Below are 23,078 nucleotides of genomic sequence, written 5' to 3' on the forward strand. Positions count from 1 at the left end.
CGCCGCGCCGGTCCGCGATCAAGCGTCGGCCAGGGCCCGTCCCATCCGCGAGACCGCCTCGGTGAGAATGGCTCGCGAGGTGGCGAAGTTCAAGCGCACGTGTCCGGCTCCGCCGGTGCCGAACACGTGGCCGGAGCTGAGCGCTACCCGCGCGTGATCGAGGAACCAGCGGGCCGGCCCGGACAGATCGGCAACCACCGCAAGGCCGTCGGCGGCTTCTTCATCGAAGCCGAGCTCCCGGCAATCCAGCCACGCCAGGTAAGTGCCTTGCGGCCATTGGTATTTCACGCCGGGAAGGTGCTCGGCGACCAACTCGCCCAGCAGTGTCCGGTTCTCGTCCAGGCCCCGCAGGGTCGCGTCGAGCCAATCGCTGCCGCTCCGAAACGCCTCGGCGTGGGCGAGGACACCGAGGTGACTGGGTCCGTGACTGACCTCCTCCGGCATCCGGTTCAGGTCGGCGGCGGCCTCGGGTCCGGCGATGGCCAGCGCGGCCTTCAGGCCGGACAGGTTCCAGGCCTTCGACGCGGAGATCAGGGCGAAGGCGTTCTCGGCGCCCGCAACGGTGAGGAAGGGAGTGAACCGCGATCCCGGCAGAATGACGGGGGCGTGAATCTCATCGGACACCACCCGCACGCCGAATTGCCGGGCGAGCTCGGCGACCGCGCGGAGTTCGTCGGCGGTGTGCACCGATCCGGTCGGGTTGTGCGGATTGCACAGCAGATAGGCGACCTTCGCGCCCTTTCCGGCGCCTGCGCGAGCCCGAACGAAGGCATTCTCCAAGGCGGTCAAGTCAATTCGCCCATCGGCGAGGGGCGCCTCGATGACGCGACGTCCGTCGTGCGCGACGAATGCGTAGAACGGCGCGTAGACCGGCGGGTTGATGACGACGGCGTCGCCGCGATCGGTGAGCAGGCGCAGCACCTCGACGACGCCGAGCATGACGTCGGGAACCAGCGCCGTGCGGCCCACTTCCAGGTCGTGCCACTGCCAGCGTCGCGCGGCGAATAGGCTGACCGCTTCCGCCAGCGCGGTTCCGCAGGGATATCCGGTGTCGCCGTTGTCGATGGCCGTCCGCAGTGCTTCGGCCACCGTCGGTGCCAGGTTGACGTCCATCTCGGCGACCCACAGCGGCAGCACGTCGGCGGGGTGCGCGCCCCATTTCATGCTGGTGCGAACCCGCAGTTGCTGCAGCGTCAATTCCTCGAGCGGATTAACCGTCACGCCCGCAGACTAACCGGCGCGACCTACCCCCCGACAAACGCTTTCTGCGGGATGGTCAACGGAAGATCTACCGAACTCAGCAATCCCGGCTGGGCGGCAACGACATACGGCACGGCGTTGACGACGCGCATCGCGGTGGCGACCATGGCGCCCGCCCCGGACGTCATCCCGCCGATGCCGGCCTTGGCGGGATCCTTCAGCGTCGCGGCCAGCGTGCAGTCGATGTCCGGATCGCCGGAAATCATGACGCGATAGGACAGATCGCCGATCCCGGTGGGCCAGTCGGGGGCGACGTCGTGCGCGAGCCGGGTGACGTGCTCGATGACGATCGCCTCCCGGCCGTCGACCACGCCGATCGCCTGCATCCGCAGCGCGCCGCAGGTTCCGGCCTCGACGGTGCCCATCGCAACCTCCAGCGTCCGGTTGGTGACGACGCGGTCGAAACCCTCGCGCACTTCCTGGACTTCGATTCCCAACGCGTCGGCGATCAACCGGATCTGCCCCTGCCATTCGCCGGCGATGGCACCCGGGTAGCTGATCCAGGGCTGGTAGTCGAGCGGACGGCCGAAGCCCAGCGCGTCGCTCATGATGTCGGGAACCCCATAGTCGTCGTACAGGCCGATCTCGAAGGAGTGGATCTTGTCGATCGACGACGACTGGGTAGACAGCACCAGCGGCAGATAGTCGGCGGCGAAGCCCGGCTCGATCCCGGAGGCGTACAGCGACACCTGGCCGTGCTTGGCCGCGGCGACCAGCTGGTCGCGCCACTGCGCGGGCTCGTAGGCGTGCGGGTTGACCAATCGGGTGGTGCTGGTGGTCACGACGTTGATCCCGGCTTCGAGCAGCTTGACGTAATCCGGGATGGCCAGCGCATCCCGCTCCGGACCGCTGGCCGCATAGATGACGCAGTCGGGCTTGAGCGCGATCAGCGCGTCGGCATCGTTGGTGGCTTTCAGGCCGATCGGCTCACCGCCGGCCAGCTCGCCCGCGTCCTTGCCGACCTTGTCGTCCGAGTGCACCCACACGCCTACCAGGTCCAGATTGGGGCGTCGCTGGATCGTGCGGATGGCGATCGAGCCGATGCCACCCGTCGCCCACACCGCCACGCGATGAGCCGTCATCGTTTTCCTCCTCGGGTGCGTGCGCGTGGCGCAACACGACGAAAGCCGGGGCGGCCGTTGCACTTACGTGGACGGCGGCGGCCGTTGTGACCCGACGTTCGACTTGGAAACTACCGCCGCGAATCCACCCGGTCAAGGATTTAGGAAAGCGGGCACTATCTTAACGAACAAATTTTAGGTTAGGGTGCAGCTGTGATGGCCGACCGGCGTTTTGCGCGCCTCCGAGCGACAATTCGGGGCGGTTGCCGCTGATGTTTACGCTCAGGTTCGACATGCGCGCCCCGCGTGGGGGTGCACCGGCCACCGATCTGCACGCCGCGGCCATCGACATGTGCGAGTGGGCCGAAACGCGGGGCGCCGTGCTGGCGGTGCTCTCCGAGCATCACGGCACCGACGACGGTCATCTGCCGGTGCCGCTCATTTTGGCGTCGGCGATAGCGGCGAGGACGCGCACGTTGGCGATCCTGCTGGCCGCGGTGCCGATTCCGTTGTGGGATCCCGTCCGGCTCGCCGAGGAGATCAGCGTGCTGGACCTGATCAGTCGCGGACGAGTGTCCTACGCGTTCGGGGTGGGACACCGGCATGAGGAATACGAGCACTTCGGTCTCGACATGAGCACGCGCGGTCGCGCGGCCGACGAGATGCTGGACATTCTGGGGCCGCTGGTCCGCGGTGAGTCCGTCGAATATCGGGGCCGCACGGTCCGCGTCACCCCACCGTGCGGCTCGCCCAACGGGCCGATGGTGCTGATCGCCGGCGGCAGCAAGGCCGCGGCGCGGCGGGCCGGCCGCTACGGACTGGGTTTCATCTCGCAGACCGCGTCGCCCGGCCTCAAGGAGTGCTACGAGGAGCAGTGCCGTGCGCACGGGCACGAACCCGGAATCATCCAGTTTCCCCAACCGGGAGCTCCGACAACGGTTTTCGTTGCCGACGACGTCGATGGGGCGTGGCATGAGCTGGGGTCACACCTGCTGCACGACGCGAAGACGGCGGCGTCCTACCGGCCGCACGACGACTCGGTCGCCAGCATCACCCGCGCCGACAGCGTCGCTGAGCTTCGAGTGGACGGCGGCCCGTACCGCATCTTCACGCCCGAGGAGGCGGTCGACTACGTGCGCGGCGGGCAGCTGCTGCCGCTGCACCCGCTCTGCGGCGGTGTCGCACCGGACGTGGCGTGGCCCTATCTCGAGCGTGCCTCGGCCGCTTTTGCGGACGGCCGGTGAGGAGAGTGCCTATGCGTGTTGTCGTGTGGTCGACCGGGGGAGTCGGCTCGAACGCGATCGATGCCATCCGGCGACGGCCGGACCTGGAACTTGTTGGCGTGTGGGTGCATTCGCCCGACAAGGTGGGCAAGGACGTCGGCGAGCTGGCCGGCAGTACGCCGCTGGGGCTGCTTGCCACCAATGATGCCGACGCGCTGATCGCGCTGCGGCCCGATTGTGTGGTCTACGCGGCCAGCGGTCCCGACCGCGATGGCGCGGCCGTGCCCGACTACGTGCGTCTGCTGGCGGCGGGCATCAACGTGGTGTCGACGTCGTCGACGAGTCTGGTGTACCCGCCGTCCTACTTCGCGCCCACCTGGCGCGACGAACTGGACGCCGCGACCACAGCCGGCCAGGTGTCGTTCTACGCATCGGGCATCTTCCCCGGCTTCGCTTCCGATCAGCTCGCGCTGCTCATGACCACCCAGTCCAAGACCATCCGCCGGATCACGGCCAGCGAGGCGGCGCTCAACGATCACTACCCGGTGGCCGACGTGATGATGGACGGGATGGGATTTGGCCGGCCGCTGGACTTCGAGCCGATGCTGAAGACGCCCGGGTTCATCGAAATGGCTTGGAAGGCACCGATTCATCTCATGGCGGAGGGACTCGGTGTCGAGGTGGACGAAATTCGCGGTTCGCTCGACCGTGAGCTCACGGACCGGGACATCAAGGTGGCCTTCGGCACCGTCAAGGCCGGCACCTGCGGCGCCGTGCGGACCCGGGCGGCGGGAGTGGTCAAGGGCCGCGAGGCCATCGTGATCGAGCACGTCATCCGGATGGCCCGCGACGTCGCACCCGATTGGCCCGCCTCGGACTGCGACGCCACGTACCGGGTCGACATCGAAGGAGATCCCGACATCCACTGCGAGATGACGCTGGGCGAGAGTGCGGGTCATGGGGCGGGGCGAGCCGCGATGGCGTCCACGGCGATGCGCGTCGTCAACGCGATCCCGTATGTCGTCGACGCGCCCCCGGGCCTGCTGAGCTCGCTGGATCTCCCGACCACGCTGCCGCTTTACGCCTTCGACTGAACGTGTAACCTACGTCGCAAGATTAGGGCAGCTAGGAGTTTGCCGTGTACACACTGCGCTTCGATATGCGCGATCCCGAATGGGCCGCGCCCCCAGCCGATCTGTACGCCGCGGCGCCGGAAATGTCCGCGTGGGCCGAGGAACACGGTGGTCTGGCCGCCGTCCTGTGCGAACACCACGGCTCCGAGGACGGCTACCTGCCGTCGCCGTTCTTGCTGGCCTCGGCGGTGGCGGCGCGGACGCAGCGGCTGGCGCTGAGCCTGATCCTGATCCTGCCGTTCTACGAAACCGTGCGTCTCGCCGAGGACATGGCGGTGCTCGACATCATCAGCAATGGGCGGGCCTCCTACATCCTGGCCCTGGGCTACCGGCCCGAGGAGTTCGAGCACTTCGGCTTGCCGATCAAGAAGCGCGGTCGCCTCTGCGACGAGAAACTCGCGCTGTTGCGGCGACTACTTGCCGGCGAAACCGTCGTCGAGGACGGACGGCGGATCAGTGTGACGCCCCGCCCGCTGACTCCCGGCGGGCCGGGACTGATGTGGGGTGGGGGAACGGTCGCCGCGGCCCGCCGGGCCGGCCGGTACGGCCTGGGCATGCTGGGCAACGCCAACGCGCCGGGCATGCAGGAGGCCTACGAGGAGGCGTGCCGCGAGCACGGGCATACGCCCGGCCCGACGATGTTTCCCGACCGCAACACGCCCTCGGTCGTGTTCGTCGCCGAGGACGTGGACCAGGCGTGGAAAGAGATCGGCGAGCACCTGCTGCACGACGTGCGCACCTACGCCGCGTGGAATCCGGGGGACGAGACGACGGCGGGATTCAGCCACGTCAACACCATCGACGAGCTGCGCGAGGCGGGGACGTCGCACGTGATTATCTCGGTGCCGGAAGCGATTTCGCGGGTGAAGGCTGGCCAGGTGCTCAACCTGTCGCCGCTGTGCGGCGGGCTGCCGCCCGAGATCGCGTGGCCGTACCTGAGGCGCGTGGGCGAAGTGGTGCTGCCCGAGGCGCTCGGCTGACGTTCTACTCCTCGCCGAACCGATCGACGAGGTGCGAGTTGACACCGTCAGCGTCGAGCCGCCGCGCCACCAGATAGCCCGTGCCCATCCAGGCCCGACGAGACCAGTTGCCGAACGACACCCGTGTTCCCGGGGCGCCGGATGCGGCCGGCATCATCTTGACGCGTTCGAGCGCCTCCTTCACCCCGCGCGGGCTCAGCGGGTGGGCGTCGGCGAGAGCGCGCAGCAGCGTGTGTGCATCATCTCTATTCACTACCGGCACAAACCATTCCGGTCGCCGGCCGTAGGCCTCGTTGTACTTGTCGAGGAATTTCTGCCCGACCGTGTTGCCCCTCGTCGTACTGGTCCGGCCAGGCAGCCCTCGAAGGGTTGCGTCAGGTCCTCGAAGTAGGTTTGCGGAAAGCCCTCGGGCAGTAGGAAGTCCATCAGGTAACCGATCTTGATCGGCTCGGCGGTGCTCTCGTAGCCCATGCGATCGCTGCCTTATTTGGGTTGGTTGGGGACGCCGGGGTACAGCTGCTCCGTCGGTCCCGCGGTGACGTAGCCGCCCAGCTTCGTAACGAGGTGCGGCGCAAAGACCGCGCCGTACACCAGGTTTCCGACGACGATGACGGCCACGATGGAGAGCACCGCGGACTGTCCCCGGCTCTTCGACCGCTTGTCCGCCCACATGTCGATGACGTTTCGCCCTTCGGCATCCGTGCGGCCGAGCAGATACGTGAACAGCATCATCTGGATGCCCATGGCCAGCGAGTCGTACAGCGGGTACTGGTGCTTGGTGCCCTCGAAGATCGCGAGGCCGGGAATCACGTAGCCGTAGTAGAAGTTGCCGAGCTGGGCCCCGGTGTAGGCGTTGAAGAACAGTGCCCAGCAGGTACCGACGGCGAGGCCGACCACGAGCAGGGTAATCGGCCTGCGCCAGTTAAACTTTGCGCTCAGCCATCGTCCGAGGGCGGCTCCGGTTACGGCAGGAATGATGAAGTAGGAGACGTAGCCGATCGGCACCGCCAACGGCAACCCGCCCCACGTCACGTTCAACGGCCACCAGGACGGCATGCGTGGCAGCGCGGGCGGAAACTGTGCGTACATCGCCCAGTCGTAGGGTGACTCGATCCACGAGAACGAGATCGCCGAGATGCCGAGAAGCAACAGCGGATGGATGCGGCGCCGCCGGTAGCTCAGATAGATCCCCGCGATCAGGAAGGCGACGCTCGCGGCGTAGGAGAAGTACTGAGCCCCGGCCATCACCGGGGTCATTTGCGTGTTCACTGGCGGCCCTCGTCGCTCGGCCGAGACTCGGGATCGAAGCGGAGTACCAGCCCGAATATCAGGACGATCAGCCCCAACAGCGTGCCGAGCATGATGACAGCGCCCATTGGTGTCACCCTTCCGATGGTTTCGCCTTTAAGGTAGTGGATACTATCCTATGGAGATAGCGGATACTATCCCCAAGGCGGTCGACCGAGGCCGTTCGGAGGAGTGGACATCGGTGCCCCAGCGAGCAATTAAGCAGCCGACGCCGACTACGGTGGCGCGTCGGCCCCGCGGCGAGCCGCGCCGGCTTCTGCTCGACGCTGCCCGGGAGCTCTTCGCCGGCCAGGACTATCGCAGCACCACGACACGTGAAATCGCCCAGGCCGCCGGGGTCACCGAACATCTGCTGTTCCGCAACTTCGGTTCGAAGGCCGCGCTGTTCCGCGAGGCGCTCGTCGTGCCCTTTGTGAGCTTCGTCGACGAATTCGGCCAGACCTGGCAGTCGGTCGTTCCCGAGGAGACCGACGAGCAGGAGCTGACTCGGCTGTTCGTCTCGAAGCTCTACGACGTGTTCGTCGAACACCAGGGCCTGCTGCTGACCCTGATGGCCGCCGAGAGTCTCAGCGACGAGGAGAAGGCCGACGCCGGCATCGCCGAGATCCGCCGGGCGGTCACGGTGTTGGGCCAAATCAGCGTTGAAGGCATGCAATTGCGCGGGTTGCGGTCCGATCACCCTGACCTGCCGGCCCACTCGACCGTGTCGATGATCGCCGGCATGGCCGCGTTGCGGTCGACCTACTTCGGCGACGAGCCACCGCCGCGGGAGGTGATCGTTGAGGAACTCGTCCAAGCACTGCTGCACGGCTTCTTGCACCGCAACGACTGAGATAGGGATCCGACAATGACAAGCCCGAGCGCCGTCGAGTTATATTACGATCCATTCGATGTCGAGATCGACTCGAATCCATACCCGGTGTGGAAGCGGATGCGCGAAGAGGCGCCGCTGTACTACAACGAGAAGTACAACTTCTACGCGCTGAGTCGATACGACGACGTGGTGCGCGAGCTGCCGAACTGGGAGACCTACCGCTCGGGCAATGGCACCACAGCCGACATCCTGTTCGCGAACATCGAAGTGCCACCCGGCATTCTGCTGTTCGAGGACCCTCCGCTGCACGACCTGCACCGCAAGCTGCTGTCCCGCGTCTTCACGCCACGGCGGATGTTGGCGGTCGAGGATTTGGTGCGCGGGTTCTGTGTCCGCGAGCTTGAACCGCTGGTCGGGGGGAGCGGCTTCGATTTCATCGCGGATCTGGGGGCGATGATGCCGATGCGGACCATCGGATACCTGTTGGGCATTCCCGAGGCCGATCAAGAAAAGATCCGGGATCGCAGCGTCGCCAACATCGAATTGTCCAAGGACAGCGACCCGGCCGCGATCGATGCGAATGTCTTCGCGAATTCCATCGACCTGTTCGCCGAGTACATCGAATGGCGAGCCAGCCATCCCTCCGACGACCTGATGACCGAGCTGTTGCGGGCCGAGATCGATGAGCCGGATGGCACGCGGCGTCCGTTGACGCGGACCGAGGTGCTGGCCTACACCGCGATGATCGCCGGTGCCGGCAACGAAACGACCGCTCGCTTAATCGGTTTCATGGGTCAACTGTTGTCGGACCACCCGGACCAGCGCCGAGAACTCGTCGAGGACCCGTCGCTGATTTCCGGCGCGATAGAGGAGACGCTGCGGTATGAGCCGCCGTCACCGGTGCAGGCCCGCTACGTCGCGCGCGATGCCGAGCATTACGGCCGTAAGGTTCCCGAAGGGTCGTTCATGCTCTTGCTGAACGCCTCGGCCAACCGCGACGAAAGCCACTTCCCGGATGCGGATCGCTACGACATCCACCGCCGCGGAAGCCATCTCAGCTTCGGGCAGGGCCTGCACTTCTGTCTCGGGTCGGCGCTGGCAAGGCTCGAAGCGCGGGTGGCCTTCGAAGAAGTGTTGAAGCGTTGGCCCGATTGGGAAGTCGACTATGCGAACGCCCAGCGGGCGCATACAGCGAGCGTGCGTGGCTGGGCGCGCCTGCCCGTCGTCACGCGATAGATCGGGGCAGGCTAGGTGCCGCTCTGGTCCACCAGGACCGCGCCGTCGGGCTGATTTCCCAACGTCTGCAACGGAATATCGTCGCCCTGGGCAGTGAGGCGGACGATCTGGGCTAGCTGCCCGGGGGCGTCGCACTGCAGATAGTGGTCGGCGCCGGGCACCACCCAGTAGCGGTTGCGGCCCGGCTTGTGCTTCAAATACGTCTGCCAGACGTGATTAGGGACTCGCAACGGTGCCACGTTGTCGTGAACGCCCCACACCAACGTCGTGTTGACGTGGCTCGTGGAAAGCGCTTCCAGCCAACCGGTTTCATCGGCCGCCCGCTCGTGCAGATATTGGATGGTGTCGGGCAGCACGCGCACACCGTCGTTGTAGGCGAAGCATTTGGCCAGCGCAGCGATCTCCGGATCCTCCAGCGTGCGTCGCGGCATGAACGTGCTCGCGCCCATGCCGGCCGCCAGCATCTCCGGAGTCGTGGCCGCGGCGGTGGCCCGCGCGGTCGCGGGGGCGAGCAGCGCCGTCTGAAAGGCGGTCAGGTTGGAAAGCGGAAGGTAGATGTTGGCGTTCGTCAAAATCAGGTCGACGGGGGCGACCGGCGGGTCTTGCGCGGCGAGCATGCCCACCGCGATCATGCCGACGCTGCTGCCACGGTCGTGGGTGAGCATGCGGTATTGGGTGAGCCCCCACACCTGAGTGATCGCGTGGACGAGCAGGCGCGCGTCGTCATAGAGCGAATACACCCAGGGCTCGGGTGGTTTGTCGGAGAGTCCGTAGCCAGGAAAGTCCAGCAGGTGAATGTCGAACTCCGCGCTCAGTTCACCCACCAAGCCGAAATAGTCGATGCTGCTGGTAGGAAAGCCATGCACCAAGACCAATGCGGGCGCACCGGGAGTGCCGCACCGACGGCTGAATACCGAGACCTCGTGGCCGTCGTTGGCGGCGGTCGTCGAGCGCCAACGAAGCTCAGTGCCGCCGTCTTGCCACTGCGCAAAGATGTCCAAGCTGTCAGCATCGCAGAGGTGGTCGCGGCAGACAATACGCGCTTATGGGCACGTCACGTGGATTCCGAAAGTCACATCCCGCAATCCACTTTGGCCGGGCGTGGTGGCCTGGCCGGTCCCGGTGACCGTGTAGCTCTTGCCGTCCTTGGTCGCTTGGACCTGATTCGGTGATCTGGTTCCCTGATAAGGCAATTGGTACAGGCCGCTGTCCAGCTTGAGCGAAATGGCGAAGCCGTCGATGCTGGGCGGCTGCTCATCGGAGACGGCCAGCGACACCGATGCGGAATCGTCGTGCACGCTGATCCGGGTGGTGAGGTCACCCGATTCCGGGGGAGAGGCGCTCGGCTGCGCCGCCGATCGGGTGCAGTCCACCGCGGCGATCATCGTGTGCTTGTTCCCATCGATCATGACGGTCGTGCTTGCCAACGGCGGGCCCGAACTCGGGGTCGCGGCGGGGTGATCTCCCTTGCTGGAGCAGGCCGGCAGGCCGGCCCCCAACGCCACCAGGCCGAGCGCGGCGGTCACGCGAGCGACCCACCGCTGGTTGCGGCGATTGCCGGGATTGGTCATGGCACCCCCTTGGGCTAGCTCGTCACGAGACTATAGGTCCCGTTCGTTTCACCTGCCTGACTAAAACCGGAGCGCGGGAAAAACGCCACCGCCGGCGCATTGATTCGATATGTGTTTATATAGATGGATGTCGAAGCAGTCGGGAACGGAGTGTTGTCCGGCGCTGGGTGCGGCCGCGTTGGCCGAGCCGCAAGCCGCTGAGCTGGCCGCGATGTTCAAGGCGCTCAGCGATCCGGTGCGGCTGCGACTGTTGAGTCTGATTGCCAGCCATCCCGGCGGCCAGGCCTGTGTCTGCGAGATCTCTGAGACATTCGACGTGTCACAGCCGACGATCTCCCACCACCTGAAAACGTTACGATCGGCCGGACTGTTGGACTGCGAACGGCGCGGCACGTGGGTGTACTACTGGGTGGTTCCCGCTGCATTGCAACAACTTTCGTCGGTGTTAAGCGTCGACGCACGCGTGACCGCGGAATGTGGGTCATGAACTCGATCGACACGGCGGTGGGCGCCCGGCTTTCGACGTTGGATCGGTTCCTGCCGGGATGGATTGCGATCGCCATGGTCGCGGGGCTGCTGCTCGGCCGCTTGGCCCCGGGCCTGGGGCGGGCGGTCAGCGCTGTTGAGGTCGACAGCATCTCGTTGCCCATCGCGATCGGCCTGCTAATGATGATGTACCCGGTGCTGGCCAAGGTGCGCTACGACCAGCTCGACAGCGTCACGGGCGACCGCAAGCTGATGGTGGCGTCGGTGGTGTTGAACTGGCTGATCGGACCGGCGGTGATGTTCGCCCTGGCCTGGTTGATGCTGCCGGATCTGCCGGAATACCGCACCGGGCTGATCATCGTGGGTTTGGCGCGCTGCATCGCCATGGTCATCATCTGGAACGACCTCGCGTGCGGGGACCGCGAAGCCGCCGCGGTTCTGGTCGCGCTGAATTCGATTTTCCAGGTTGTCATGTTCGCCGCCCTGGGCTGGTTCTATCTGTCGGTGTTGCCCGGGTGGCTGGGGTTGAGCACGACCGGCATCGACGTATCCGCCTGGCAGATCTCGAAATCCGTGCTCATCTTCCTGGGTATCCCGCTGGCGGCCGGATACCTGTCGCGGCGTCTCGGTGAGCGCACCAGAGGCCGCGGCTGGTACGAGAGTCGTTTCCTGCCCCGGATCGGGCCGTGGGCGCTGTACGGTCTGCTGTTTACCATCGTCATCCTCTTCGCGCTGCAAGGTCACCAGATCACCTCGCGGCCTTGGGACGTCGCGCGAATCGCGCTGCCGCTGCTGGTGTATTTCGCGATCATGTGGGCCGGGGGATACGGGCTGGGAGTCCTGCTGCGACTCGGATACGCCCGCACCACCACCCTGGCCTTCACCGCCGCCGGCAACAACTTTGAACTGGCGATCGCGGTGGCGATCGTCACCTATGGCGCCGCGTCCGGCCAGGCCCTGGCCGGTGTGGTCGGGCCGCTGATCGAAGTTCCCATCCTGGTCACGCTGGTCTACGTTTCATTGGCCCTGCGACCGCGGCTCTTTGGTGGTGCTGGCCCGGCCAGCGCTGAAAGACCCAGTGTTCTCTTCGTCTGCGTGCACAACGCCGGTCGCTCGCAGATGGCCGCTGCGCTGCTGAGTCATTTGGCCGGCGACCGCATCGAAGTCCACTCCGCCGGAACGGAGCCCGCCGATCAGATCAATCCGGCCGCGGCGGCGGTGATGGCCGAGTGGGGGATTGACATCACCGACGTCCCGAAAGTTCTCACCGCCGACGCGGTGCAGAGCAGTGACGTCGTGATCACGATGGGCTGCGGCGATACCTGCCCGTATTTCCCGGGCGTTTCGTTCCGAGACTGGCGCCTCCGCGACCCCGCCGGTCAGCCCGTCGAGGCGGTGCGGGCCATTCGCGAGGACATCGCCGAGCACGTCCGTGCGCTCATCGAGGAACTGCTCGGCACCACGATGACGATCGACATACCCACCGCGAAAGGAAGGTAACCATGTCGCGTGTTCAACTCGCCCTCAACGTCGACAACCTCGACGAGGCAATCGCGTTCTACACCAAGCTTTTCAATGTCGCGCCGGCCAAGGTCAAGCCCGGCTACGCCAACTTCGCCGTCGACGAGCCGCCACTGAAATTGGTGTTGCTGGAGAACCCCGGTCACGGCGGCACCCTCAACCACCTCGGCGTCGAGGTCACCTCCGGCGACACCGTGCACAACGAAAGCCGACGGCTCGCCGGGGTGGGCTTGCTGACCGACGAAGAGATCGATACGACGTGTTGCTTCGCCACCCAGGACAAAGTGTGGGTGAGCGGTCCGGCCGGTGAACGTTGGGAGATCTACACGGTGAAGGCCGATTCCGAGACGTTCGGAGCTGGCGACCAATCGGAGTCGACCTGCTGCGCTTCCTAGGCCGTGCGCAATTACGGCCAGGCTTCCCAACTGATCATGCTGCGCAGCGGGCCGGCGAATACCGGCCGCACCGCGCTTGAACGCCAACGCTCTTCGATGATGGGGGCCAGCGCCCCGACGACGGTCAGCGGATCCTCATCAAGGTAGACGACGGTGATGTACTGGTGATCGGTTCGCCAGCTGCGGGGGAGGTGGCTCCAACCGCCGCTGGAGCCGAACGTCCACGCGCCGGCCGTGCCCGGGGTTGCGAGCAGGGCCGGGTAGTGCTCGGCATGCAACCATCGCAGCCAATCGTCCGGCCGGCCGTCGGCGGGTTCTTCGACGATCAGCACGATGCCGCGGTGCGGCCGAAACGGCACCACCTCGGGCGAAACCAGGGCGCGCGGCGAGGATTGCCACTGCAGGAGGCGCAGGCCGGCCACTTGCAGCGACGGCCGCACGACCGGGAAGCGACCGTTGTCGCGCAACGCGCGGCCAAGGGTCACGAAGTCGTCGAAGGTCTTCTCGACGGGGTCGCCGACCAGGTAGTGCACCGCGTTGCCGATTTCTCCCAGGGGGCCATTGGCGGCCAGGCGGTGGTCGGGGTAATCGCCGTCGGCGATCCAGCGCAACCCGTGCACAATGCCCGGCAGCTGGTATTGCTCCGGCATGTGATCCAGCAGGTGCCAGCGCAGGTAACTACCGTCATCGTCAGCGGGCGGCGCGGCGGTGAGGCTGAAAATGCCTGCCCTGACGCGGATCACGCGGGACCGTCGGCGGGGGGATGGAGCTCGGCCAGCGCCTGCAGATTCTCCAGGTAATGCTGCAGCGAGGTGTGGCGGAAGGCGGCGCTGACGATGGTCGCGCCGTGAGCCGTCGTCTCGCCCAACAGGTCGCGGGTTCGCTCCGGCTGGGCGATCGGGTCCAAAAATGCCGGAGCGGGCAGGACGACGTCGAATCCGGGACGAAGGTCGAAGCGGCCCAGCCAATCCCGCGCCTGCTGCAGGCTCACATTGAACGGGGCCCAGCCGTCGGCCAGGGTTGCGGCGCGGCGCAGTGATCGCGGCGTCCGCCCGCCGATCCAGATGGGCACGTGCTTTTGGACCGCGCGGGGATCGACGACCAGGCCGTCGTACGAATAGAACTCGCCGTGGTAGGCCGGTTCGTCGACGGACAGTGACGCGCGCAGCGCCCGCAACGCGTCGTCCCCGCGCGGGCCGCGGTCGTCGAAGGGTGCGCCGATGAGATCGAATTCTTCCTTGAGGCTGCCGACGCCGACCCCCAGAATCAGCCGCCCGCCGCTGATCTGGTCCAGGGTGCCGTAGCGCTTGGCGATTTCGAGGGGATGGTGATAGGCGAGCACCAGCACGTTGGTGGCGAATCGAATTCGTTGGGTGCGGGCCGCCAGGTACCCGAAGGTGGCCAGCGGATCCCAATAGCGGGTGCCGCGGCGGCCCCGCTCGGCCGCCGGCAGCGCGATGTGTTCGCTGCAGGTCAGGTGGTGGTAGCCGAGCCGGTCTGCGGCCTCGGCGATCTGGGCCAGATCCTCGATGGTGGCGGTCTTCTCCCACTCACCGCTGCTTCCGGGGAACATCGTCACCACTGGCGTGGCCACCGAAAGTTTGGCGTGTCCGCTCATCCCTGCATGTACCCTCCGGCATCGACGGGAATCGATTGGCCCGTGATGGTGCGGCTTTCGTCGCTGGCGAGGAACAGCGCCAGATTGGCAATGTCTTCGGCAGAGGAGATATCTTGCAAAGCAACGCCTTTGAGTTGCTTCTTGCGAACGGTTTCGGCGTCGACGCCTTGCTCGTCCGCGGTGCGTTGCACCCATTTGCGCCACAGCTCGGTGTCGATGGCCCCGGGCACGATGCAATTGCACCGGATGCCGTGCGGGCCGACCTCGAGCGCGACGGCCTTGGTGAACGCCCGCAGTGATGCCTTCGCGGTGACGTAGTGGGTTTTGCGGACCATCCCGGTGTAGCTGACGGTGGAGGAGAAGTTCAAGATGACGCCGCGGCGGCGCCCCAGCATCGACTGGTTGAGCACTTCGCGGGTGCACAGCATCGCGGCGGTGACGTCGATGGCGATGGTGGCGTTCCAGTTGTCCAACGTCTGCTCCCAGATCCAGCGGTCCTGTCCGGGTGCGGCGGCGTTGTTACACAGGATGTCGACGTGGCCGTACTCGTCGACCGCCCGCGCCACCATGGCCGCAACGTCGTTCTCGTCGGTCACGTCGGCACGCATGGCGATGGCGCCGGGACCGGCCGCCTCGGCGGCCACGTGTACCAGCTCTTCACGTCGTGCGGCCAACAAGACCTTGGCGCCTTCGCGGACGAACAGGGATCCAAGTACCGGTCCCAGGCCGGTACTGGCCCCAGTGATGATCGCGACCTTGCCGTCGAGCCGGCCGGTCATAAAGTCGTGTTTGCGGGCACGCATGATTCCAGCCGCGCGTGGATTCGTTCGGCGACGGCCAGCCGCCCGGGGTCGAGCATCATGTCATGGCTCATCGAGGTCTCTGCTGCCGTTTCATAGGCGGCCAAGGCCGCATACTTCCTGTTGCGCGAAACAAATGTCATCTTCGGCTCCCGAGACCAGACTCCTGTGTGCGCCGCGTTCCCGGCTTCGCTGCAACGCCGCTGAGACTAGCCGCTGGCCAGACGTAGAGGGCCGGAATCAGCAAAGCTGCGTGAGCCCTTCCGGGTCATCCTCGTCGTGGCGTTTACTGTGTCGGTGGGTGATGGTGCGGATCGCGGCGAACGGCGCACGCTGGTGTTGTCCGCCTTTCCGGTCGAAGCCGACGCGGTGCTGTCCCACACTACGCTCGATCCCGATCCGGTGGTCGTCGCTGACCGTCGACGCTTTTACCTTGGCGCGATAAGTGGCAAGAAGGTGATCGTGGCGATGACCGGCATCGGCCTGACGAACGCCACCGACACCACCGAGACCGCCTTCGTCCGCTTCGCTAGTGGGTCCGCCATTACGATTGGTGCGGTGGTCTTTTCGGGCGTCGCCGGCGGGGGCGGCCGCACCAGCATCGCGGATGTGGCGGTACCGGCGCGGTGGACATTAGACGGCGGCACGAGATTTCATTCGGTCGATCCGGGGATGTTGGCCACCGCCGAGAAGCTCTCCGTCGCATTGGGAAACGTTGCGGGGCATATCAAACTGCGGCACCGGCCGCAGGTGTTCGCCGGCGGTGACGGATGCAGCTGGGACAACAACAACGGCGTGGCATTTCCGTGCATCCCGCACGGCGGCAGCGTATTTGGTTGCCAGCCCCACAGCGTGCCCAGTCGTTCACTTCTGTATTCCGGCAACTTCTTCCGGGCGACGGGCCCCTGGCTGAGAAGCGCCCTGATCAGCAACCTGAATATCGTATCGACGTCAGACCCGGCCTACGACGCGACGGATATGGAGACTGCGGCCGCGCAGGCCGTTGTCGACACGCACGGTGTCCCGTTCGTTGGCATCCGGGGCATCACGGACGGGCCCGGCGATCCGCTTCACTTGCCGGGCTTTCCGTTCCAGTTCTTCTGCTACAAACGGATCGCGGCGGAGAACGCCGCCCGGGTAACCGCGGCTTTCCTACAGAGCTGGACCGGCCGTTGACCGCTACTCGGCACCGCGTTCCACCGGATGGTCGGGATCCGAGCTCCACTCCGACCACGACCCGGGATACAACGCCGCATCCCGGCCCGTCGCGGCGAGCGCGGCGATCGTGACCGTGGCGGTGACGCCCGAGCCGCAGTAGGAGCCCACCGCGTCGTGACGCTCGATTGCGCGCTCGGACAACAGTTGTGCCAATGAGTCGTCGTCGAGGAAGGTGCCGTCGGCCGCCAGGACCGAGGTGCTCGGAAGATTCTTCGCACCGGGAATGTGGCCGGCGACGGGGTCGAGAGGTTCGACGTCGCCGCGGTAGCGTTCCGGTGCGCGCGCATCGAGCAGCGTCACGGTGTCTTCGGCGACGCGCTCGGCCGTCAGCGTACGGCGACTTCCGGCATATAAATTATGTTGCGGCACAGTCACATTCCCGGGTATTGGATCCACCGGTCCGGTCTCGAGACCATGCCCCGCCGAGCGCCACGCGGCCAGGCCGCCGTCCAGGATGCGCACGTTGTCCAGTCCGGCCGCGGTCAGCACCCACCACGCGCGTGCGGAACCGGCGCGGTTCCAGTCGTCGTACACCACCACCAACGCGTCCTGGCGGATTCCCCAGCCGCGCGCGGCAGTCTCCAGGTTGCGTCCCGACGGCAGCGGATGACGTCCCTTGCCGGAGACCGTGTGGTCGCTGAGGTCATCGTCGAGTGAGACGTAGACGGCGCCCGGAATGTGCCCGTCCAGGTAGGCGGGCCGTCCGTCGGGAGCGTCGATTCTCCACCGCACGTCCAGGATGGTGACCGGATCACCAGCGGAGATGATGTCCGCCAGCTCGCTGGCGGTGATCAGTACCTGATTGCGTGCTCCCACCAGATCCTCCTTGTCGGTATCCAGCGAGCCTAGCCAGCGCGGCGAGCAAACCGCCGCCCGCGGCGCTCAATGCTATCCGACCAATGGTCTGGCATACCGACCACTGGTCGGTTATGCTGAGCGGGCAGATGGAGGTGGTGCAATGAGCACTTCACAGCAGTCGCAGATCCGGACACGCATGTTCGCCCGCGTGATGGGCCCGTATCTCACCATCGTGCCCACGACAATCGCGATACGCGGCTCGTATATGCAGGCGCTGTTCACCGAGTTCAAGGCAAATCCGATGTGGCCGTGGCTGTATGGCGCCATCCTCTTGATGGGTGGGCTGTTCATCATTGCTTTTCACCAATACTGGCGCGGACTCGCGGCGATCATCGTGTCCGCCGTCGGCTGGTTCTTCCTCATTCGCGGGCTGTTGCTGTTGACCGTTCCCATGGCCTACGACGCCGCCGGCGACGTCATCTACAGCTCGGGCGCTGTCGCGGCGATATGGGTGTTGTTCATCGGCCTGGCCTTGGCCGGGCTGTACCTGACCTACGTGGGCTGGAAACCGGAACCCCGCGCGCCTGAGACTGTGCCGGGAACAACCCAGGACCGCCCTGGTGCCGCGGGTAGTTAAGCACCCCGATATCCGCCGGGCGGAGCTGCTGGAAAGAGCGACCGGGTTATTTCTGCGGCGTGGCTATGACAACGTCAGCCTGAACGATTTGATCGCCGATGCCGGTGTCTCCAAAGGCGCTTTCTATCACTGGTTTCCGTCGAAGGACGCGCTGATAGCCGCCCTGGCCGAACGCAGTGCGCGAGCGGCGTTCAGCGTCATCGAGGAGGCCGTCGCCGCTTGCGACGGGAATGCGCTGGCTCGCCTCAATGCGTTGCTGCAAGCCGGTTTTGACGCCAAGATGAAGATGGGCGTCCCCGAGCAGCTGGCCGCCATGGTCGCATTGCTGCGTCCCGACAATGCCCATCTGTACGCACGAATACTGGCCGCGGATGAGGCGTTGTCCTTGCCTCTGTTGACGTGCCTGATCTCCGACGGAGTCGCCGACGGCGTCTTCGTCACCTTTGACCCCGAAGGGGTCGCCGACATGATCTATGGACTCGCCGCGCGCACGAACTCGATCGTCCTCGAGGTGCTCGAGGCGAGCGACGATGCCGCGCGAGCACGGGCGATCGACGCTCTCGCAACGCGTTTCAGACTGCACGGGATAGCCGTCGACCGCATACTGGGCCTACCGGACGGAAGCGTCACCACGCTGACGCGTGCACAGGTCGAAGCGATGGTCGGGGCGTCGGGTGGATAGGAATTGGGCTATGCGCTTTCCTGGGCAGTTCCCAACGACGCGAGCATGCCCGCCGCCGCCCGTTCCCAGGTGAAGTCCTCGGCGCGGCGTCGTGCAGAGCTGCGACGGTGTTGTTCGGGCCGGTCGACGATTGTGCCGACCGCCCAAGCCATGGCGAATGGGTCGTTGTCGGCCAAGGCGCCGCTGTCCGGGGTGACGATCTCGGTAAGCGCCGACGTGCGCGACACGACGGCCGGTGTTCCGCACGCCAGCGATTCCAGCGCGGCCAGCCCGAATGTCTCGTGCGGTCCCGGGGCCAGCGTCACGTCCGCCGTGGCCAGCAATCCCGCGACGGTATGCCGGTCATTGACGAAGCCGGTGAAGTCGATCGGCAGGCGGGAGGCCTGTCTCTCCAGCTTCGCCCGCATCGGTCCCTCGCCCACCACGACCAACCGAGCGTCGACACCGGCATGACACAGTGCGCCTAGTGCGTCGATACTGCGGTCGACGCGCTTTTCGACCGACAGGCGGCCGCAGTGAACCAGCAGCATTTGTTGCGGCGCGGCCCACCGCTCGCGCACCAGAGGGGAGTGCCGGCGCGGGTGAAACGTCTGCAGGTCCACACCGAGTGGAACGGTGACGGTGTTTTGGGCACCGATCCGGTCGAATTCCTCGCGCGCGAAACCGGTCGTACACACCACGGTGTCATAGTTGGCAGCCGTGCGCCTGTTGGCGACGTCGGCGAACTTCTGCGCGGGACGGCGCGGAAGTATCTGTCCCACAAGGCGATCCAGCCGCTCATGGGATATCATCACGGTCCGAGCGCCGTATTCGCGGCCCCAAGGCCCCAGCGACCTCAGCGTCAGCCGATCAGAGACCTCCAACGCGTCGGGCTGCAGCGCTTCCAGTAGCGTTTTGACGGGTCCTGGCATCACCGCGCGGTAACCACCGGTGAAAGGAATCATTCTAGCGGGCAAGGTGATTCGCACCACCCCTGTGGGCAGCTGAGTATGTTCCGCACAGCGGCCCGGGACGATCAAGAAGACCTCGTGCCCACTGGCGCAATATTCCGCGCCCAGCCGGTCGATCGCGGTGCGAAGGCCGCCGGAGCGAGGGCCATAGAAATTGGCGACCTGTACAACGCGCATAACGTGAGGACACGCGGTGCGCGTGTGCACTCATCAATGCTGAACCGACGCGTGCCTGAACTCTCTGTGAACTTCGCTTCCGGGCGCCGCTATTCGCCGGTCGGCAGTCCGAACCAGCGCTGCAGCGCCGCGGCGGGCCGGTCGGCCATGCTCGCGCTGACGGTGTCGACACGATCGGCCCAGCCACGCGCCGCGTCCTGAGTGTGCCCTGCGGGTGTCGAGTGTGCAATCACGGCGGCGACACGCCGGGCGGGGCCGCCCAGGATGCACACTCGATGCGAAGCCGTCGCTGAGGCCAAAGCCCCTAGCGCGTGCCCCAATCCCACCGGGGCATCGTCGTCAAAGTCTGGCCGCTGATGCGTGTTTCGCCCCAGTCCTTGTACAGCTCGATCTCGATGGCCCGGCCGTCGGCGGCGTCGTGCATATCCGCCAGCGGCGTCGTGTTCAGGAATTCCAGCAGCGAGCGGGAGTGGGTGACCACCACGACCTGCGTCCGAGCGGCGGTGGTGCGGATCAGCGATGCCAGCGGGGCCACCAGGTCGGGGTTCAGCGAGGTCTCCGGTTCGTTGAGCACCATCAGCGACGGTGGTTGCGGGCTCAGCAGTGCGGCGGCCCACAGCAGGAAACGCAATGTGCCATCGGATAACTCGGCGGCGCGCAATGCGCGCAGCATGCCGCGCTGGCGCAGCTGGAGGTCGAACAGGCCGTCGTGGATGGCCACGGAAACGGTGGCGCCGTCGAACGCCTCGGCGACGGCCCGGTTCAGGTCGTCGAACCCCGACTCGAGGATCGTCTGGATCGCAGCCGCCAGGTCGCTGCCGTCGTCGGAGAGCATCGGGGTGCGGGTGCCCACCTGGGGGCGCCGCGCGGGTGCGCCGGCGTCGACCCGGAAGCCGTCGTAGAACCGCCAGCCGCGCAACCGTTCTCGCACGGCCGCCAACTCGGGAAACGCGTGCGGGTGGGCGTATTCGGCGAGCACGCTGTGGTAGGAGGGCAGGGCTCGGGACAACTCGTCGAAGCCGCTGCCGGAGTCCGCGCTGGCCTCGGCGAACACCCGCGACCGTCGCACCAGCGTCGAACTGGGCCGCAGCACGGGGCCGGCGAACAACACTTCTCGTTTGATCTCCGGGTCCCGGGCGAACACCGACTTTCCGGCTGACTGCGGGATGCCCAGATCTATCAGGTAGCCGAAATCGTCTGCGGCAAAGCCCAATTCGAGTGATACGGGGCGGGTGCGCACGGTGCCCTCGGTCTTACCGGTGCGTCGGGTGCCGGCCAGCTGCTCGGGACCGGCCCACAGCACCGATTGCAGCCCGCCCTCGCGGGCCAGTGACCCGATGACCTCGCCGCGGCCGCAGTCGGCCAGCAGGCGCAGCGCGCGATAGAGCGAGGATTTGCCGGCGCCGTTGGCGCCGGTGATCACCGACAGACGACCCAGCGGCAGGATCACCTCGCGCAGCGAGCGATACCCGCGGATCGCGACGGTGTGCAGCATGGGGCCGACTGTACGGTCGGCCACCGACGGGCCCTATTCGTCCTCGTCCTCGTCGTCGTCGGCGGCGGCGGCGAGCAGCTGCACCTCCTCGAGGTCCATCTCTTTCTGCAACTCGCGCAGCACGATGTCGTCGATGAGGTTTTGATTGCGCAGCGAAGTGATTTCCCGGCGCTTGTGGTCGAGCACGCCCAGCCGCACCCGCCGGACTTTCTCCCTGCCCTTCAGCATGCGGCTGTTCGGCGAATCGTTCTCGGTCGCCAGCACCAGCGCCGCCTTTTCCTCGTACTCCTTTTGCAGCCGCTGCCTCAAGTCGTCGCCGATGCCGACTTCGTTGGCCACAGCGGGCAGCGCGGCCAGGGCGGCCTGAGACCCGCGACAACGAGCCAGATGCAGTTCCTCGGCGTGGGTCACATCTTCTGGCATGTTCGCCCACCGCACCACGGCGGGCAGCGTGCTGCCCTGGACCAGGACGGTCACCAGGATGACGACGGTCACGATGAAGATCAGCAGGCTGCGGTCGGGGAAGGGCGCGCCGCTCAGCGTTGTCGTCGGCACGGCCACCGCCGCTGCTAGCGAGACGGCCCCGCGGAATCCCGCCCAGACGGTGACGAAGCGCTGGCGCCAACTGACCTGGCGTTCGCGTTGCACCTGGCGGCGGTCGATGAGTCGGATCAGCAGCGTGGTGATTTCGCCCCAGAAGATGCGAGACACGATCACCACGCCGGTGATCACCAGCGCCACGAACAAGGCGTGCCGAACTCCGCCGTCGACCCCCGCGATGCCGCGCAGCGCTCCCGGGATCTGCACGCCGACGAACACCCACAACGAGCCGTTCAGCAGAAATGTCGCGATGTCCCAGAAGGCGAAAGACTGCAGCCGGGAACGGGCCCGGATCACCAACGGGCTGGCGTATGCGAGGACCAGCGCCGACACCATCACCGCGACGACTCCGCTGCACCCCATCGATTGGGCCAGAAGGAAGGCCGCGAACGGCGTCACCAGGCTCAACGCCCCTTCCTCCTGGGGCGCGTCGATTCGCTTGCGCAGCAGCGTCACCGCTCCGCCGACCAGTAGCCCGGCGGCGATCCCGCCGAGGTAGGAGCCGATGAACCGGGCGGTCACCTCGGGCGGGGTGATCGCCGAGCCGCCGATCGCGACGTTGACGCTGACGGCGAACAGCACCAGGGCGGTGCCGTCATTGATGAGACTCTCGGCCTTCAGCACGGTCAGCGACCGGCGGGGCAGCTTCTTCGCGAGACCGGCCACCGCGGCCGCGTCGGTGGGCGATAGGACCGCGCCCAGGACGCCGGCGGCGTGTGGATTCATGCCCAGCGCTCGCGCCGTCCACGACACCGCCACCGCGGTGGCGATCACCAGGACGACGCTGAGGAACACGATGATGCGTGCGTTGGCCCGGATCTCGCGGAAGCTGGTGTTGAGCCCCTCCCAGTACAGGATCGCCGGAAGAAACAGCAGCAGCACGATCTCGCCGTTGACCCGGATGTGCGCGAATTGAGGGATCAGTCCGAGCAGGACGCCGAGAAAGATGAGCAACACCGGGGGACCGACGCGATAGCGCCGCCCGATGACCGTCCCGACGATGACGGTGGACACCAGGGCGACGATCAGTTCAAGGCCAAACACCAGCCCATCCTGCCGGACGCGGCGGTCGGCGGCGTCGTCGCCTATCTTCGGTCTCGATCAGACCTATTAGG

General features: G+C 66.3%; 24 protein-coding genes and 1 pseudogene. 11 read left to right on the forward strand and 14 right to left on the reverse strand.

The features are described 5' to 3' along the window. Positions 1–18 precede the first annotated feature (18 nt). Positions 19–1,221, reverse strand: a complete 1,203-nt coding sequence (locus tag B8W69_RS24570) for a MalY/PatB family protein (protein ID WP_085292322.1) — start codon at positions 1,219–1,221, stop codon at positions 19–21. A 23-nt stretch (positions 1,222–1,244) separates the two neighbouring features. Then, positions 1,245–2,342 carry an NAD(P)H-dependent amine dehydrogenase family protein gene (locus B8W69_RS24575; RefSeq protein ID WP_085292323.1) on the reverse strand — a complete coding sequence of 366 codons (1,098 nt, stop codon included), beginning with the start codon at positions 2,340–2,342 and terminating at the stop codon, positions 1,245–1,247. 251 nt (positions 2,343–2,593) lie between these two features. Between B8W69_RS24575 and B8W69_RS24580 the strand changes: the two genes are divergently transcribed. Genes B8W69_RS24580 through B8W69_RS24590 form a run of 3 tightly spaced genes read left to right on the forward strand, consistent with a single transcriptional unit; the run spans position 2,594 to position 5,657 of the window. After that, a complete protein-coding gene (locus tag B8W69_RS24580; protein WP_085292324.1) occupies positions 2,594–3,565 on the forward strand; it encodes an LLM class flavin-dependent oxidoreductase in 972 nt (323 codons plus the stop codon). 11 nt (positions 3,566–3,576) lie between these two features. Continuing rightward, complete coding sequence (locus B8W69_RS24585; protein ID WP_085292325.1) at positions 3,577–4,638, forward strand: NAD(P)H-dependent amine dehydrogenase family protein; 1,062 nt, start codon at positions 3,577–3,579, stop codon at positions 4,636–4,638. A 44-nt stretch (positions 4,639–4,682) separates the two neighbouring features. Beyond that, positions 4,683–5,657 carry an LLM class flavin-dependent oxidoreductase gene (locus tag B8W69_RS24590; protein WP_085292326.1) on the forward strand — a complete coding sequence of 325 codons (975 nt, stop codon included), beginning with the start codon at positions 4,683–4,685 and terminating at the stop codon, positions 5,655–5,657. Positions 5,658–5,661: 4 nt separating this feature from the next. Here B8W69_RS24590 and B8W69_RS24595 read toward each other — a convergent pair. Continuing rightward, positions 5,662–6,004: pseudogene (locus B8W69_RS24595) on the reverse strand (ABC transporter substrate-binding protein); the annotation flags it as partial. Positions 6,005–6,140: 136 nt separating this feature from the next. Continuing rightward, positions 6,141–6,926, reverse strand: a complete 786-nt coding sequence (locus B8W69_RS24600; protein WP_085292327.1) for a spirocyclase AveC family protein — start codon at positions 6,924–6,926, stop codon at positions 6,141–6,143. Positions 6,927–7,146: 220 nt separating this feature from the next. Here B8W69_RS24600 and B8W69_RS24605 point away from each other — a divergent pair, with 220 nt between their 5' ends. Then, complete coding sequence (locus B8W69_RS24605; protein WP_110882047.1) at positions 7,147–7,797, forward strand: TetR/AcrR family transcriptional regulator; 651 nt, start codon at positions 7,147–7,149, stop codon at positions 7,795–7,797. A gap of 15 nt (positions 7,798–7,812) precedes the next feature. Continuing rightward, positions 7,813–9,015 (forward strand): cytochrome P450, encoded by a 1,203-nt coding sequence (locus B8W69_RS24610; RefSeq protein ID WP_085292329.1) that lies wholly within the window; start codon positions 7,813–7,815, stop codon positions 9,013–9,015. Positions 9,016–9,026: 11 nt separating this feature from the next. Here B8W69_RS24610 and B8W69_RS24615 read toward each other — a convergent pair whose 3' ends face one another. Together B8W69_RS24615 and B8W69_RS24620 are read right to left on the reverse strand one after the other, a co-directional pair. After that, complete coding sequence (locus B8W69_RS24615) at positions 9,027–10,016, reverse strand: alpha/beta fold hydrolase (protein ID WP_085292330.1); 990 nt, start codon at positions 10,014–10,016, stop codon at positions 9,027–9,029. Between the two features lie 42 nt (positions 10,017–10,058). Next, positions 10,059–10,586: a lipoprotein LpqH gene (locus tag B8W69_RS24620; protein ID WP_085292331.1), complete on the reverse strand. Its 528-nt coding sequence runs from the start codon at positions 10,584–10,586 to the stop codon at positions 10,059–10,061. Positions 10,587–10,713: 127 nt separating this feature from the next. On the opposite strand from B8W69_RS24620, the gene B8W69_RS24625 reads away from it, so the two are divergent. From B8W69_RS24625 to B8W69_RS24635, 3 genes are read left to right on the forward strand one after another with little or no spacing between them, the layout of a single operon-like run. Next, on the forward strand, positions 10,714–11,073 hold the full coding sequence (locus tag B8W69_RS24625; RefSeq protein WP_085292332.1) for an ArsR/SmtB family transcription factor: 360 nt from the start codon (positions 10,714–10,716) through the stop codon (positions 11,071–11,073). Continuing rightward, the gene (arsB, locus tag B8W69_RS24630) at positions 11,061–12,572 is read left to right on the forward strand and encodes an ACR3 family arsenite efflux transporter (RefSeq protein WP_245843355.1); all 1,512 of its coding nucleotides are present in this window, start codon (positions 11,061–11,063) and stop codon (positions 12,570–12,572) included. The genes B8W69_RS24625 and arsB overlap by 13 nt, the downstream gene beginning before the upstream one ends. Positions 12,573–12,574: 2 nt before the next feature. After that, positions 12,575–12,988 (forward strand): ArsI/CadI family heavy metal resistance metalloenzyme, encoded by a 414-nt coding sequence (locus tag B8W69_RS24635; protein ID WP_085292333.1) that lies wholly within the window; start codon positions 12,575–12,577, stop codon positions 12,986–12,988. 11 nt (positions 12,989–12,999) lie between these two features. On the opposite strand, the gene B8W69_RS24640 is transcribed toward B8W69_RS24635, so the two are convergent. From B8W69_RS24640 to B8W69_RS30755, 4 genes are read right to left on the reverse strand one after another with little or no spacing between them, the layout of a single operon-like run. Next, a complete protein-coding gene (locus tag B8W69_RS24640; RefSeq protein WP_085292352.1) occupies positions 13,000–13,728 on the reverse strand; it encodes a hypothetical protein in 729 nt (242 codons plus the stop codon). Continuing rightward, positions 13,728–14,606 carry an LLM class F420-dependent oxidoreductase gene (locus tag B8W69_RS24645; RefSeq protein WP_085292334.1) on the reverse strand — a complete coding sequence of 293 codons (879 nt, stop codon included), beginning with the start codon at positions 14,604–14,606 and terminating at the stop codon, positions 13,728–13,730. Before B8W69_RS24645 ends, B8W69_RS24640 begins: the two co-directional genes overlap by 1 nt. Beyond that, entirely contained in the window at positions 14,603–15,385 is a 783-nt protein-coding gene (locus B8W69_RS24650; RefSeq protein ID WP_085292353.1) for an SDR family NAD(P)-dependent oxidoreductase, read from the reverse strand. The genes B8W69_RS24645 and B8W69_RS24650 overlap by 4 nt, the downstream gene beginning before the upstream one ends. After that, complete coding sequence (locus tag B8W69_RS30755) at positions 15,382–15,549, reverse strand: hypothetical protein (protein ID WP_165762684.1); 168 nt, start codon at positions 15,547–15,549, stop codon at positions 15,382–15,384. Before B8W69_RS30755 ends, B8W69_RS24650 begins: the two co-directional genes overlap by 4 nt. A gap of 154 nt (positions 15,550–15,703) precedes the next feature. On the opposite strand from B8W69_RS30755, the gene B8W69_RS24655 reads away from it, so the two are divergent. Continuing rightward, positions 15,704–16,582 (forward strand): 5'-methylthioadenosine/S-adenosylhomocysteine nucleosidase family protein, encoded by an 879-nt coding sequence (locus B8W69_RS24655; protein ID WP_245843357.1) that lies wholly within the window; start codon positions 15,704–15,706, stop codon positions 16,580–16,582. Positions 16,583–16,585: 3 nt separating this feature from the next. On the opposite strand, the gene B8W69_RS24660 is transcribed toward B8W69_RS24655, so the two are convergent. Then, positions 16,586–17,440, reverse strand: coding sequence for a sulfurtransferase (locus B8W69_RS24660; RefSeq protein WP_085292336.1), 855 nt, complete (start codon positions 17,438–17,440; stop codon positions 16,586–16,588). A 142-nt stretch (positions 17,441–17,582) separates the two neighbouring features. Between B8W69_RS24660 and B8W69_RS24665 the strand changes: the two genes are divergently transcribed. After that, positions 17,583–18,059: a hypothetical protein gene (locus B8W69_RS24665; protein WP_085292337.1), complete on the forward strand. Its 477-nt coding sequence runs from the start codon at positions 17,583–17,585 to the stop codon at positions 18,057–18,059. Next, the gene (locus B8W69_RS24670) at positions 18,043–18,741 is read left to right on the forward strand and encodes a TetR/AcrR family transcriptional regulator (protein ID WP_085292338.1); all 699 of its coding nucleotides are present in this window, start codon (positions 18,043–18,045) and stop codon (positions 18,739–18,741) included. Before B8W69_RS24665 ends, B8W69_RS24670 begins: the two co-directional genes overlap by 17 nt. An 8-nt stretch (positions 18,742–18,749) precedes the next feature. Here the strand turns inward: B8W69_RS24670 and B8W69_RS24675 are convergent, their stop codons facing one another. The 3 genes from B8W69_RS24675 to B8W69_RS24690 all read right to left on the reverse strand — a co-directional run bounded on the left by B8W69_RS24675 (position 18,750) and on the right by B8W69_RS24690 (position 23,007). Further along, positions 18,750–19,868: a glycosyltransferase gene (locus tag B8W69_RS24675; protein WP_085292339.1), complete on the reverse strand. Its 1,119-nt coding sequence runs from the start codon at positions 19,866–19,868 to the stop codon at positions 18,750–18,752. Positions 19,869–20,172: 304 nt separating this feature from the next. Further along, on the reverse strand, positions 20,173–21,363 hold the full coding sequence (locus tag B8W69_RS24685) for an AAA family ATPase (protein ID WP_085292341.1): 1,191 nt from the start codon (positions 21,361–21,363) through the stop codon (positions 20,173–20,175). A gap of 33 nt (positions 21,364–21,396) precedes the next feature. Further along, entirely contained in the window at positions 21,397–23,007 is a 1,611-nt protein-coding gene (locus B8W69_RS24690) for a Na+/H+ antiporter (RefSeq protein WP_085292342.1), read from the reverse strand. Positions 23,008–23,078 lie beyond the last annotated feature (71 nt).

This window comes from Mycolicibacterium vulneris (assembly GCF_002104765.1).
Lineage (GTDB): Bacteria > Actinomycetota > Actinomycetes > Mycobacteriales > Mycobacteriaceae > Mycobacterium > Mycobacterium vulneris.

What these genes read in the sequence shown, in the direction of transcription:
- B8W69_RS24575 (WP_085292323.1), bottom strand. Translation starts at nt 2,342, where the DNA reads ATGACGGCTCATCGCGTGGCGGTGTGGGCGACGGGTGGCATCGGCTCG.
- B8W69_RS24580 (WP_085292324.1), top strand. Translation starts at nt 2,594, where the DNA reads ATGTTTACGCTCAGGTTCGACATGCGCGCCCCGCGTGGGGGTGCACCG.
- B8W69_RS24585 (WP_085292325.1), top strand. Translation starts at nt 3,577, where the DNA reads ATGCGTGTTGTCGTGTGGTCGACCGGGGGAGTCGGCTCGAACGCGATC.
- B8W69_RS24610 (WP_085292329.1), top strand. Translation starts at nt 7,813, where the DNA reads ATGACAAGCCCGAGCGCCGTCGAGTTATATTACGATCCATTCGATGTC.
- B8W69_RS24620 (WP_085292331.1), bottom strand. Translation starts at nt 10,586, where the DNA reads ATGACCAATCCCGGCAATCGCCGCAACCAGCGGTGGGTCGCTCGCGTG.
- B8W69_RS24625 (WP_085292332.1), top strand. Translation starts at nt 10,714, where the DNA reads ATGTCGAAGCAGTCGGGAACGGAGTGTTGTCCGGCGCTGGGTGCGGCC.
- arsB (WP_245843355.1), top strand. Translation starts at nt 11,061, where the DNA reads ATGTGGGTCATGAACTCGATCGACACGGCGGTGGGCGCCCGGCTTTCG.
- B8W69_RS24635 (WP_085292333.1), top strand. Translation starts at nt 12,575, where the DNA reads ATGTCGCGTGTTCAACTCGCCCTCAACGTCGACAACCTCGACGAGGCA.
- B8W69_RS24645 (WP_085292334.1), bottom strand. Translation starts at nt 14,606, where the DNA reads ATGAGCGGACACGCCAAACTTTCGGTGGCCACGCCAGTGGTGACGATG.
- B8W69_RS24650 (WP_085292353.1), bottom strand. Translation starts at nt 15,385, where the DNA reads ATGACCGGCCGGCTCGACGGCAAGGTCGCGATCATCACTGGGGCCAGT.
- B8W69_RS30755 (WP_165762684.1), bottom strand. Translation starts at nt 15,549, where the DNA reads ATGACATTTGTTTCGCGCAACAGGAAGTATGCGGCCTTGGCCGCCTAT.
- B8W69_RS24665 (WP_085292337.1), top strand. Translation starts at nt 17,583, where the DNA reads ATGAGCACTTCACAGCAGTCGCAGATCCGGACACGCATGTTCGCCCGC.
- B8W69_RS24675 (WP_085292339.1), bottom strand. Translation starts at nt 19,868, where the DNA reads ATGCGCGTTGTACAGGTCGCCAATTTCTATGGCCCTCGCTCCGGCGGC.
- B8W69_RS24685 (WP_085292341.1), bottom strand. Translation starts at nt 21,363, where the DNA reads ATGCTGCACACCGTCGCGATCCGCGGGTATCGCTCGCTGCGCGAGGTG.